Raw genomic sequence first — 11,702 nt, 5'->3', positions numbered from 1 at the left:
TGGCGATCCAGTGTGGCGTCACCGCGCCGTGGCGGTTGGTCTCGATCGCCCAGGCGACCCATTCGCGGACCTCGTTGATCGCATAGGTGCCGGCGAGCGCGATCGGGATCACCAGGAAGGCGAGGATGAACAGGATGGCGAAGGTCGCGGCGATGGTGCGGTTGCCGCCGACCGCGACAAGCAGGCGGCGGTAGAGCGGCCAGCTGGCGAAAGCGATGACGAGCGCCGCCAGCACCGGAAACAGGAAGCCGTGGAAGAAATAGACGCCGGCGGCAACGATCAGCACCAGCAGCCAGCGTGCCGCCGACAGCGGCGGGATGACGGCTGCCCTGAGCGGCGTCGACAGGCCGAAGAGGCGCTGCTGCCGTTCCGGTTTCTGGATTCTTGCTTCCTTCAAACGCCTGGCTCTCCCAAACACCCCTCCTGTCTATGCACTGATATAGTGCAGCAATCGTGACGATAGTCCAAATGAGATGGTGAAGCTGCCAATCTCCCCCCTCGTGGGGGAGGCCCGGCAGGACAGAGGGGGGTGTGAAGGATCGCGGCCTTGGATTTGGACCGTGAGCCGCAAACCAATCGAGTATCTGTGAACTCGACCGTCGGCGGGACAGCGCCCCCCTCTCCCTGCCGGGCATCTCCCCCACGAGGGGGGATCGGCAGCTTCACTCGCTACCCAAATTTCCCCGTCCTCGGGAATCCCTTCGGCACCATGCGTCCGGCCGAGGCACGGGCGCCGATCCATTCAGCCAGTTCCTCGCGCGACCTTGTGAAGGTGCGGTCGGCTGAATCCTGCCAGGAGAGGCCGCTCTCCAGCGTGAACGGCTTGAGATCGAGAAGGCCGCCATCCTTGTATTTCTGCAGGCGCACGCCCTTGCCGCGGCCCATCTCCGGAATCTCTGCGAGCGCGAACACCAGCATTTTGCGATTCTCGCCGACGATGGCGAGATGGTCGCCGGTGACCGGGATGCAGCGCTTGGCTTCGTCCGGCGCCTTGACGTTCATCACCTGCTTGCCCTTGCGGGTGTTGGCAACGACTTCCTCCTCCGGCACGATAAAACCGTTGGCGTCGTGCGAGGCCAGCAGCAGCTTGCGCTTCGGATCGTGAACGAAGGCGGTGACGATGTCCTGGTCATTGTCCATATCGACGATGATGCGGATCGGCTCGCCATGGCCGCGCCCGCCAGGCAGCCGGTCGGCGCCGATGGTGTAGAACTTGCCCCCGGTGGCGAAGACCAGCACCTTGTCAGTGGTCTGCGCATGGAAGGCGAGCTTGAGGCTGTCGCCCTCTTTGAAGGTCAGCGTCGAGAGATCGGCCAGATGCCCCTTCATCGCCCGCAGCCAGCCCTTTTCCGAGACGACGACGGTGACCGGCTCGCGCTCGATCATGGCATGGGCGATGTCGGTCAGATCATGCTCGGGCGCGTCGGCGAACTGGGTGCGGCGCTTGCCGAGCTCGGTCTCCGGACCGAACTTGTCGCGGATGTTGGTGACTTCCCACTTGATCGTCGCCCACTGCTTCTCGTTTGAAGCAAGCAGTGCCTCGATCTGCTTTTTCTCCGCGCTCAGGCCGTCGAATTCCTTGCGGATCTCGAATTCTTCAAGCTTGCGCAGAGCGCGCAGCCGCATGTTGAGGATGGCTTCGGCCTGGGTGTCGGTGAGCGACCAGCGGGCCATCATGACCTGCTTTGGCTCATCCTCCTCGCGGATGATCCTGATCACCTCGTCGATGTTGAGGTAGGCGATCAGGTAGCCGGCAAGTATCTCCAACCGTCTTTCGATTTCGCCGAGGCGATGTTTCGAGCGGCGGACCAAAACCTCGCGGCGGTGCTCGAGCCACTCCTGCAGCACGCCCTTCAGCGACAGCACGTTGGGCACCTTGCCGCGCGACAGCACATTCATGTTGAGCGGGAAGCGGCTTTCGAGCTCGGTCAGCTTGAACAGCGATTCCATCAGGATGCCGGGGTCGACCGAACGGCTCTTCGGCACCAGCACGACGCGGACGTCCTCGGCGCTTTCGTCCCTGATGTCCTCGAGCAGCGGCAGCTTGCGCGCCATCAGCAGCTCGGCGATCTTCTCGATCAGCCGCGCCTTCTGCACGCCGTACGGGATTTCGGTGACAACGATGCTCCAGGTGCCCCTGCCCTGGTCCTCCTGGAACCACTTCGAGCGCACGCGAAAGCCACCGCGACCGGTTTCGTAGGCTTCGAGGATCGAGGCGCGGCTGTCGACGATGATGCCGCCGGTCGGGAAATCCGGCCCCTGGACAAAGTCCATCAGCTTCGCCACCGGCGCGTCCCGGTTTTCGATCAGGTGAAGTGCGGCATCGCAAAGCTCGGCGGCGTTGTGGGGCGGGATCGATGTCGCCATGCCCACCGCGATGCCGGACGAGCCGTTGGCCAAAAGGTTGGGAAAGGCGCCGGGCAAAACCACCGGCTCCTCGTCTTCTTCATTGTAGGTCGGCCGATAATCGACGGCATCCTCGGTGATGCCGGACAAAAGTTCGGTCGCCACATCGGTCATGCGCGCTTCGGTGTAGCGCATGGCGGCGGCGTTATCACCGTCGATGTTACCGAAATTGCCCTGCCCGTCGACCAGGGGATAACGCATCGAGAAATCCTGCGCCAACCGCACCAGCGCGTCATAGATCGACTGGTCGCCATGCGGGTGGAACTTGCCCATCACCTCGCCGACGATGCGGGCGCATTTGGCAAAGCCCTGATCGGGGTTGAGCCGCAGCAGGCGCATGGCGTGCATGATGCGGCGATGGACCGGCTTCAGTCCGTCGCGCACATCGGGCAGCGCCCGGTGCATGATGGTCGACAGCGCATAGGCCAGATAGCGCTCTTCCAGCGCCTTCTTCAGATCGACCGGCTCGATGTGATCGCCACCGCCATTTTCAGGCGGCAAAAGCCTTTTTCCCATGGGCTCGGACTAGCCGAGCGGGTGATTCGCGGCAAGAGCCCGACGGAGATACCGGCCTTTCTGCAACATGAAACCATACCCCAGCGGATGTCGGCCAACATCAGCCTGTTACATGCGGGCTCTATCGCCAAGCGCGACGATATCCGGCTATCGGCTCTTCATGACAAATTCACCGGTTTGCGCAAAGACGGTGGGATCGGGTTTGCCTTTCACCGCGATTTTTGACCAATGTGCCGGGACACGCCTTTTTCCGGTCCAGTTCGTCACGGAATGGTGATGGCGCAAATAATTGAAAAAACAATTTCAGGACACTCTCAGGGACCTTGCGATGACAATCAAACGCTCAATTCTCAAGAAACTGGCTTTTTCGACCTTCTTGCTCACGCTGCCGCTGAATGCGGCCCTCGCACAGGATACGGCAGTGGCCGACCGGCTGAAGGCAGCGCTTGTCGCACAAGGTGTCGACATCACCTGGACCGGGGTGACCGGCGACAACACCAGCATGGTGCTGCAGGGCGTTGCCATCAAACCGGCGGCGGAGAAGGAAGCGCTTCCCATCGGCGACGTCAAACTCGAAGGCGTGACCGAGGCAAATGGCGGCTATGACATCGCCACCGTATCAACGGCTGCCTTCACACACAGCAAGGACGGCGTCACCCTCGACCTCAGCCCCTTCGTCATCCACGACATGACAGTTCCGGCCGACGGTTCCACCGGCCCGCTGGGCTCGCTGATGATGTACAAGTCCGCCGAACTCTCGAACATGACCGTCAAGGTCGCCGACAAGACCGCCTTCTCGATGGACGGGCTTGCCATCGAGATCACGCCGCCGGCGGACGGCAAGGCGATGGAATTCACCGCCACCACGGAAAAATTCAATGCCGACCTGACGCTGGTGGACGATCCCAAGTCCAAGGAAGTCATCAACGCGCTCGGCTACCAGAACATCGCGGGCAATCTCGAAATGGCCGGCACCTGGCAGCCCACGGACGGCAAGATGGAACTGTCGAAATACGACATCTCGGTCGAGAATGCCGGCACGCTCGGCATGACCTTCAATCTCGGCGGCTACACGCTGGACTTCATCAAGTCGCTGCAGGAAATGCAGAAGAAGATGGCGGCACAGCCGGAAGGCGCCGACAATTCGGCGCAAGGCATGGCCATGCTCGGCCTGTTGCAGCAGCTTTCGTTCAACAGCGCCTCGATCCGCTTCGACGACGATTCGCTGACCAACAAGGTTCTGGACTATGTCGGCAAGCAGCAAGGCATGTCCGGCAAGGACATCGCCAACCAGGCCAAGGCGATCGTGCCGTTCGGCATGGCGCAGCTCAACAATCCGGAACTGACTGCGCAGGTTACGGCCGCGGTCAGCAAATTCCTCGACGATCCGAAGAGCCTCGAAATCTCGGCCGAGCCGCCGGCATCCGTGCCGTTCGCGCTGATCATGGCGGGTGCCATGTCCAACCCGCTCGATCGGCCCAAGACGCTCGGTGTCACCGTCAAGGCCAACGAAGACTGATCGAAGCGATCTCGCTATGCGAAAAGCCCGGCAGCGATGCCGGGCTTTTTCTTGGGATTAGCGAATCGAAAGAATCGGTTCGGGCGGTTCTTTAAAGCATCGCCCAAAGCGCGCGATCAGGCGTCCTTCTTGGGCACGGCAACGCGCAGCGCCAGGTCGCGAAGCTGCTGCGGGCTCGCTTCCGAGGGTGCATTCATCAACAGATCATAGGCCTGCTGGTTCATCGGGAACATGGTGATCTCACGCAGGTTCTTGGCGCCGAGCAGCAGCATGACGACGCGGTCGACGCCGGCGGCCATGCCGCCATGCGGCGGTGCGCCATACTGGAAGGCACGATAGAGGCCGCCGAAGCGCTCCTCGACCGTGGCGCGGTCCAGCCCTACCGTCTCGAACGCCTTGACCATGGTTTCGGGCAGATGGTTGCGGATACCGCCTGAGGCGATCTCGAAACCGTTGCAGACCATGTCGTACTGGAACGCCTTGATGCCGAGCAGGTCCTCGCCATTCAGCGCATCGATGCCACCTTGCGGCATCGAGAACGGGTTGTGGGCGAAGTCGATCTTCTTCTCTTCCTCGTTCCACTCGAAGAACGGGAAGTCGACGATCCAGCACAGCTCGAAACGCTCGCGGTCGACAAGGTTCAGCTCCTCGCCGGCACGGGTGCGCGCAGCCCCCGCGAAGGAGACGAACTTCTTCGGGTCGCCGGCAACGAAGAAGGCGGCGTCGCCATCGGCAAGGCCGAGCTGAAGGCGGATCGCCTCGGTGCGCTCCTCGCCGATGTTCTTGGCGAGCGGACCGGCGCCTTCGAGCTTGTCGCCCTCCTTGCGCCAGAAGATATAGCCCAGCCCCGGCTGGCCCTCGCCCTGCGCCCAGGAATTCATGCGGTCGCAGAAGGCGCGGCTGCCGCCGGTCTTGGCGGGAATGCCCCACACTTCGGCCTTCGGGTCGCTGGCCAGGATGTTGGCGAACACCTTGAAGCCGGAATCGCGAAAATGATCGGAGACGGCCTGCATCTCGATCGGGTTGCGCAGGTCCGGCTTGTCGGAGCCGTATTTGCGCATGGCCACATCATAGGGAATGCGCTGGAAATTCTGCGTCACCGGCTTGCCGTTGGCGAAGGTCTCGAAGACCCCGCGCATGACAGGTTCCATGGTCGACAGCACGTCGTCCTGCTCGACGAAGCTCATTTCGAGGTCGAGCTGGTAGAATTCGCCGGGCAGGCGATCGGCACGCGGGTCCTCGTCGCGGAAGCAGGGCGCGATCTGGAAATAGCGGTCGAAGCCCGACACCATGATCAGCTGCTTATACTGCTGCGGCGCCTGCGGCAGCGCATAGAAGGTGCCGGGATGGATGCGCGACGGCACCAGGAAGTCGCGCGCGCCTTCCGGCGACGACGCGGTCAGGATCGGCGTCGAGAATTCGGTGAAGCCGACCTCGCCCATGCGCTTGCGCATTTCGGCGATGATTTTTGTCCGCGCAATGATGTTCTTGTGCAGCGTCTCGCGGCGCAGGTCGAGAAAACGGTATTTCAGCCTGATATCCTCGGGATAGTCAGGCTCGCCGAACACCGGCAGCGGCAATTCCTTGGCCGCCGACAGCACCTCGATCTCGCGGGCGAAGATCTCGATCTCGCCGGTCGGCAGATTGGCGTTGGTGGTCTCGGGCAAGCGCGCCTTGACCTCGCCGTCGACGCGGATGACCCACTCGCCGCGCACGGTCTCGGCGACCTTGAAGGCAGGCGAATCCGGATCGGCGACGATCTGGGTCAGGCCATAATTGTCGCGCAGGTCGATGAAGAGCAGGCCGCCATGATCGCGCACGCGATGCACCCAGCCGGACAGGCGAACGGTCGAGCCGACGTCGCTCTTCCTCAACTGGGCACAGGTATGGCTGCGGTAACGGTGCATTGTCATTGGTAAAGTCCGGGGTGCTGGGTTGCAGGCCAAGCATCAAGCCCGGCCTCAAAATTTGCGCGAAAAGCGCATGGGAGGCCGGATTTGTCAAGGCAAGCGGCTTCGACAGGACATCCGTTGTAAACTTGGGCGGCACAATGGATAGCGATATCCTCTACCGCTACGTTTACGGCAAATGAGATCAGGATATGCAAAACCAGAAGCTCTTTCTGACACCTCAAGAGCGCAGCCGCATCGTCAACCTGCTTGACGCGGCTCGCATAGACGATTGGGCGCGGTTCAAAGCCCTCTCCGATGGTGACTTTCCGAACGACGAATCGATGCGGGAGCAGTTCGACGGATCGCGGCTCATAATCGACTACGATCGTATCGACCCGGAACAGCAATTCGCTGTTGGCGTAGATCCCGACGGTTTCCGGCTCATCACCGGTCAGTTGCCTCCGCGCGACGATCAACGGCAACAGGTGATCATGACGATCTATAGCAAGAACCTAAACGACGGCCCGTTCATAAGCGTTTGGACCTTCCACGAAGAGTTGGACATATCCTCGCTGTAGTTTGCCGGGAATTGCTGCTGGCGTTGGCCAGGGCGATGGTCCAAGAAGGGATCACCGACACGTGATCGCCTCTTCATGTCCTCCATCCGCCCGATGATCCCGCTTCTTCTCGCCGCAGGCATCCTGCTCGGCGGCAATGGGCTGCAGAGCACGCTGATCGCGCTGCGCGGCGCGCAGGAAGGGTTTTCCGCTTCCGACATAGGCCTGATGGGCACCTTCTACTTCGCCGGCTTCCTGCTCGGCTGCCTAGCCATCACCCGCATCATGAAGGCGGTCGGCCATATCAGGGCATTTTCGGCGCTGGCGGCAATCGCCTCAGTCGGCACCTTGCTCCTGGTGCTGGTCATCGATCCGGTGATGTGGTGCGCGGTGCGTCTTGCCGGCGGCTTCTGCTTCGCCGGGCTGTTCACCATCGTCGAAAGCTGGCTGAATTCCGGCGTCAGCAATCACGATCGGGCACGCGTGCTGGCGATCTACCGGATGGTCGACATCGGTTCGGTGACATCAGCCCAGTTCCTGATCCCGATCTTCGGCGCTGGCGGTTTCGCTATCTTCGCCATCATGTCGATGATGATCACGCTGTCGCTGGTGCCGGTGTCGCTCGGCGACCGCTCCAACCCGACACCACCCGAAGAGGTCAAGCTCGACCTGGCGCGCGTCTGGCGGATTTCGCCGCTGGGCTGCTTCGGCTGCATCGCCGTCGGCGTCACCAACAGCGCCTTTCGCACCTTGTCCCCGGTCTATGCCGAGCAGATCGGCATGTCGGTCGCCGATGTCGTGACCTTCGTCAGCGTCGGCATCTTCGGCGGCGCCATCATCCAGTATCCGCTCGGCTACCTCTCCGACCGCTGGGACCGGCGCCGGGTGCTGCTGATGACGACCTGCTGCGCGATGCTTTCGGCGCTGGCGCTGGTGTTCATCGCCGGTAGCAATCCGCTGCTCAACTTCGTCCTCGTCTTCATCTTCGGCTGTTTCGCCATGCCGCTCTATTCGTTGTCGGCGGCCCACTCCAACGATCGCGCCGACACCGGCGAGTTCGTGCTGATCAACGCGGCGCTGATGCTGTTCTATTCCTTCGGCGCGATCGGCGGCCCGTTCGCCGCCTCGACGGCGATGCAATATTTCGGACCGGGCGCCCTGTTTGTATTCAGCGCGGTGGTCTATGCGATCTTCATCGCTGTCATCCTCTACCGCATGCAGGCTCGGTCCGGCGTGCCGGCGGGCAGGCGCGGCCGCTTCATTGCGCTCCTGCGCACTTCGACGGTTTTCGCGCGGCTGGCCAGGAGAAACGGCGATTCCGACGGTCCGGGAACCTCATGATGGCGGTGCCAAAGCTTGACGAAAGCCCCGGCGGCTGAAATCTAGGAAGACCTTACTCCTGCCAAAAGCGATTTGATGCACGTCATCACCACCCAGAAAGAACTCGAGACCGTTCTCGCCGCTTTCGAAAAGTCGGATTTCGTCACTGTCGACACCGAATTCATTCGAGAAACGACGTTTTGGCCGATCCTGTGCCTGATCCAGATGGCCGCTCCCGGCGTGACGGCACTGATCGATCCGCTGGCTCCCGATATCGACCTGAAGCCGTTCTTCAGGCTGATGGCCAACGAGGCGGTGGTCAAAGTCTTCCACGCCGCGCGGCAGGACATCGAAATCATCGTCCATCTCGGCGATCTGGTTCCGCATCCAGTGTTCGACACGCAAGTGGCGGCGATGGTCTGCGGCTTCGGCGACAGCGTTTCCTACGATCAGCTCGTGCAGCGCATCACCGGCGCGCGGCTCGACAAGTCGTCGCGCTTCACCGACTGGCGCCACCGGCCGCTTTCCGACAAGCAGCTCGACTATGCGCTGGCCGACGTCACCCATCTGATCGAGGTCTATCAGCACCTCAGCGCCGAACTGGCGCGCGAAAACCGCGCCCATTGGCTCAACGAGGAAATGGAGGTGCTGACCTCGCGCGAGACCTATGATCCGCACCCCGAGGACGCCTGGAAACGGCTGAAGATGCGGCTGCGCAAGCCGCAGGAACTGGCGATCGTGCAGGGCGTTGCGGCGTGGCGCGAGCGCGAGGCGCGCGAACGCGACGTGCCGCGCGGCCGCGTGCTGAAGGACGACGCGATCTACGAGGTGGCGCAGCAGGCGCCGCGCGACGCGGCAGCCCTTGGCAAGCTGCGCACGACGCCGAAGGGCTGGGAGCGCTCGTCGACGGCAACGGCGCTGCTCGGCGCGGTCAACACCGCCCTTGCCTTGCCCAAGGAGCAGATGCCGAAACTGCCAAAGAGTTTCCAGCCGCCCGAGGGCTCGAGCGCCGCGGCGGAACTGTTGAAGGTGCTGCTGCGGATCGTCGCCGAAAAGGAAGGCGTCGCGTCCAAGGTGCTGGCCTCCAGCGACGACATCGACCGTATCGCCGCCGAGGGCGAGGACGCCGACGTACCGGCCCTGCAGGGCTGGCGGCGCGCGGTGTTCGGCGAGGCCGCGCTCAAGCTGGTGCGCGGCGAGATCGGCATCAAGTTCGACAAGCGCAAGATTGCGGTGTTCGACCTGTAGACGTCCCTCGCGGACTTTCCTTCTCCCCTTGCGGGAGAAGGAAAAGGTGCTCTGCTCAAACCACGCCGAGCAGGTGTAGGGCGAACCAGATCCATCCCAGCAGGAGAATCACCGCACTGACGAAGAACGAGCGGCTGCGCAGCAGCAGATTGTTGCTGGTCAGGTGAACCCAGGCGTGGAAATAGCGCGATGCGACGAAAATCCACATCAGCGCCAGGGTCAGATAGTTGACGCCGTTGGTCAGGTGCAGCGTCAGGCACAGCACATAGAACAGCACCGGCAGCTCGAACTGGTTGGTGAGATTGGCGGCAACGGTGACGCTGGAGGCCGGCTCGGTCGAACGCACCTTGAACTGAGCTGGCTTCGCCTCGCCTGACCTGATTGCGCCGTATCTGCGGCGACCCAGGACGCAGTAGACGATGTAGATCAGCAGCACATGCGCCAGAACAGGCCAGAAGATCGTGGTCTGGTTCACGAAGTTTCCCCTAGCGGGCTGAGCTTTGCGCGCGGCATCAGGCCAGGCGTTTCTGGCCTGCCAGCCAGAAGGCGGCAATGACGATCACCGGGACGGCGAAAAGCGCGAATTTGGTGACGGTGAGCGCCGAAGCCAAAGACAGCGAGTCCGGATTCGCCGACAGGAAATCGGACAGAAGCCGCGCTACCGCGATGTTCTGGGCGTAGTCGGCAAGCGTGTAGGGCAGCACCAGGACCAGCGCGAAGATCGACTGCAGCTGCACCGGCTGCACGCGGAAAGCCTTCAATCGCCGGCCGGTGGCCAGGATCAGGCTGACCAGCGTCACAGACAGCAGCGCCGGGAACAACAGATCGAAGGTCAGATAGTGCCAGACGAGAATGATCTCGCCGCCGCGCCGGCCGAGTGCCGTCAGCCAGGCCATGCCTTCGTCCGGAGTGAAACCGAAAATACGCATGTCGAGTGATGGCAAGCCGCCGCTCAACTGGCGGAAGTAGAGGAATTCCATAGCCGTCATGGCGATGAAAACCACCGCCGACAGGAAACAGAGTGCGCCTGCGTGGCGCGGCAGCCGCAGGATCGTTGCCGTCAGGCTCCGCCCGAGCCCGTACTGGTCAGGCTCCGCCGGGATAGTTCGGGCTTTCGCGGGTAATCGTGACGTCATGGGCGTGGCTTTCACGAAGTCCGGCATTGGATATGCGCACAAAGGTGGCGCGCTCGCGGAAATCGGCAAGGTCGCGGCCACCAACATAACCCATAGCGGCTTTCAAGCCGCCCGCAAGCTGGTGCAGCACGCCAGACACAGGTCCTTTGTAGGGAACCTGCCCTTCGATGCCTTCCGGGACCAGTTTCAGCGTGTCGCGCACCTCGGCCTGGAAGTAGCGATCGGCCGAGCCGCGGGCCATGGCGCCGACCGAGCCCATGCCGCGATAGGCCTTGAAGGAGCGGCCCTGGTGCAGATAGACCTCGCCCGGGCTTTCGTCGGTTCCGGCCAGCAGCGAGCCGATCATGGCCGCACTGGCGCCTGCGGCGAGCGCCTTGGCCAGATCGCCGGAATATTTGATGCCGCCATCGGCGATCACCGAGACGCCGGATTTGTGCGCCGTCTCGACCGCCGACATGATGGCTGAGAGCTGCGGCACGCCGACGCCGGCAACGATGCGGGTGGTGCAGATGGAACCCGGGCCGATGCCGACCTTGACGGCGTCGGCGCCGGCGTCGATCAGCGCCTGCGTGCCCGCGGCGGTGGCGACATTGCCAGCCAGGATGCGGACGGAGTTGGATAGTTTTTTCGCCCGCGTGACGGCGTCGAGCACGCGCTGCGAGTGGCCATGCGCGGTGTCGATCACCAGAAGGTCGACGCCGGCATCGATGAGGCGTTCGGCGCGCTCGAAACCGTCATCGCCGACGCTGGTGGCGGCGGCGGCGCGCAGGCGGCCCTGTGCGTCCTTGGTGGCGTGCGGATTGAGCTGCGACTTCTCGATATCCTTGACGGTGATCAGTCCGACGCAATTGCCCTGCCTGTCGACGACCACCAGCTTTTCGATCCTGTGCTGGTGCAGGAGGCGCTTGGCCTCGTCCTGGTCGACGTTCTCCTTGACCGTGATCAGGTTGTCACGGGTCATCAGTTCATGGACCTTCTGCGCCGGATCGGACGCAAAGCGCACGTCGCGATTGGTCAGGATGCCGATCAGCCGGCCGATCTTGTGGCCGCCGCTGCCGCCGTTCTCGACCACCGGAATGCCCGAGATCGAATAGCTGCGCATCAGGCC

Annotated in this window: 10 protein-coding genes and 1 pseudogene; 5 read left to right on the top strand and 6 right to left on the bottom strand. The window is 62.7% G+C overall.

Features of this window, described 5'->3' with window-relative positions; all coding sequences use genetic code 11:
- Together EN879_RS10320 and parC are read right to left on the bottom strand one after the other, a co-directional pair.
- Window positions 1-397, bottom strand: a pseudogene (locus EN879_RS10320) (AI-2E family transporter); the annotation flags it as partial.
- 272 nt (window positions 398-669) lie between these two features.
- Window positions 670-2,922, bottom strand: coding sequence for a DNA topoisomerase IV subunit A (parC, locus tag EN879_RS10315; protein ID WP_063167754.1), 2,253 nt, complete (start codon window positions 2,920-2,922; stop codon window positions 670-672).
- Between parC and EN879_RS10310 the strand changes: the two genes are divergently transcribed.
- Window positions 2,878-3,147: a hypothetical protein gene (locus EN879_RS10310; protein ID WP_127423385.1), complete on the top strand. Its 270-nt coding sequence runs from the start codon at window positions 2,878-2,880 to the stop codon at window positions 3,145-3,147. The genes parC and EN879_RS10310 overlap by 45 nt on opposite strands.
- Window positions 3,148-3,250: 103 nt before the next feature.
- Entirely contained in the window at window positions 3,251-4,441 is a 1,191-nt protein-coding gene (locus EN879_RS10305; protein WP_127274043.1) for a hypothetical protein, read from the top strand.
- 116 nt (window positions 4,442-4,557) lie between these two features.
- Here EN879_RS10305 and aspS read toward each other — a convergent pair whose 3' ends face one another.
- A complete protein-coding gene (gene aspS / locus EN879_RS10300) occupies window positions 4,558-6,348 on the bottom strand; it encodes an aspartate--tRNA ligase (RefSeq protein WP_063170205.1) in 1,791 nt (596 codons plus the stop codon).
- Between the two features lie 194 nt (window positions 6,349-6,542).
- Here aspS and EN879_RS10295 point away from each other — a divergent pair, with 194 nt between their 5' ends.
- The 3 genes from EN879_RS10295 to rnd all read left to right on the top strand — a co-directional run bounded on the left by EN879_RS10295 (window position 6,543) and on the right by rnd (window position 9,458).
- Window positions 6,543-6,911 carry a hypothetical protein gene (locus tag EN879_RS10295; protein WP_024504702.1) on the top strand — a complete coding sequence of 123 codons (369 nt, stop codon included), beginning with the start codon at window positions 6,543-6,545 and terminating at the stop codon, window positions 6,909-6,911.
- A 75-nt stretch (window positions 6,912-6,986) separates the two neighbouring features.
- Window positions 6,987-8,231: an MFS transporter gene (locus EN879_RS10290; protein ID WP_063167752.1), complete on the top strand. Its 1,245-nt coding sequence runs from the start codon at window positions 6,987-6,989 to the stop codon at window positions 8,229-8,231.
- Between the two features lie 75 nt (window positions 8,232-8,306).
- On the top strand, window positions 8,307-9,458 hold the full coding sequence (rnd, locus tag EN879_RS10285; RefSeq protein WP_063167751.1) for a ribonuclease D: 1,152 nt from the start codon (window positions 8,307-8,309) through the stop codon (window positions 9,456-9,458).
- A 55-nt stretch (window positions 9,459-9,513) separates the two neighbouring features.
- On the opposite strand, the gene EN879_RS10280 is transcribed toward rnd, so the two are convergent.
- The 3 genes from EN879_RS10280 to guaB form a co-directional block, all read right to left on the bottom strand.
- Window positions 9,514-9,933 carry an MAPEG family protein gene (locus EN879_RS10280; RefSeq protein WP_063167750.1) on the bottom strand — a complete coding sequence of 140 codons (420 nt, stop codon included), beginning with the start codon at window positions 9,931-9,933 and terminating at the stop codon, window positions 9,514-9,516.
- Between the two features lie 37 nt (window positions 9,934-9,970).
- Entirely contained in the window at window positions 9,971-10,594 is a 624-nt protein-coding gene (locus tag EN879_RS10275; protein ID WP_082826435.1) for a hypothetical protein, read from the bottom strand.
- Window positions 10,545-11,702, bottom strand: a 1,158-nt coding sequence (gene guaB, locus EN879_RS10270; protein ID WP_127274042.1) for an IMP dehydrogenase, incomplete at its 5' end; no start/stop codon positions are given. The genes EN879_RS10275 and guaB, both read right to left, overlap by 50 nt.

Source organism: Mesorhizobium sp. M7A.F.Ca.AU.002.02.1.1, from assembly GCF_003998535.1.
GTDB classification, from domain to species: Bacteria; Pseudomonadota; Alphaproteobacteria; order Rhizobiales; family Rhizobiaceae; genus Mesorhizobium; species Mesorhizobium ciceri.
This window is presented reverse-complemented; position numbering and strand designations above follow the sequence as displayed.

Excerpts from the sequence above, each read along its gene's own strand:
- parC (WP_063167754.1), bottom strand. The coding sequence starts at position 2,922 with ATGGGAAAAAGGCTTTTGCCGCCTGAAAATGGCGGTGGCGATCACATC.
- EN879_RS10305 (WP_127274043.1), top strand. The coding sequence starts at position 3,251 with ATGACAATCAAACGCTCAATTCTCAAGAAACTGGCTTTTTCGACCTTC.
- aspS (WP_063170205.1), bottom strand. The coding sequence starts at position 6,348 with ATGCACCGTTACCGCAGCCATACCTGTGCCCAGTTGAGGAAGAGCGAC.
- EN879_RS10295 (WP_024504702.1), top strand. The coding sequence starts at position 6,543 with ATGCAAAACCAGAAGCTCTTTCTGACACCTCAAGAGCGCAGCCGCATC.
- EN879_RS10290 (WP_063167752.1), top strand. The coding sequence starts at position 6,987 with ATGTCCTCCATCCGCCCGATGATCCCGCTTCTTCTCGCCGCAGGCATC.
- rnd (WP_063167751.1), top strand. The coding sequence starts at position 8,307 with ATGCACGTCATCACCACCCAGAAAGAACTCGAGACCGTTCTCGCCGCT.
- EN879_RS10275 (WP_082826435.1), bottom strand. The coding sequence starts at position 10,594 with ATGACGTCACGATTACCCGCGAAAGCCCGAACTATCCCGGCGGAGCCT.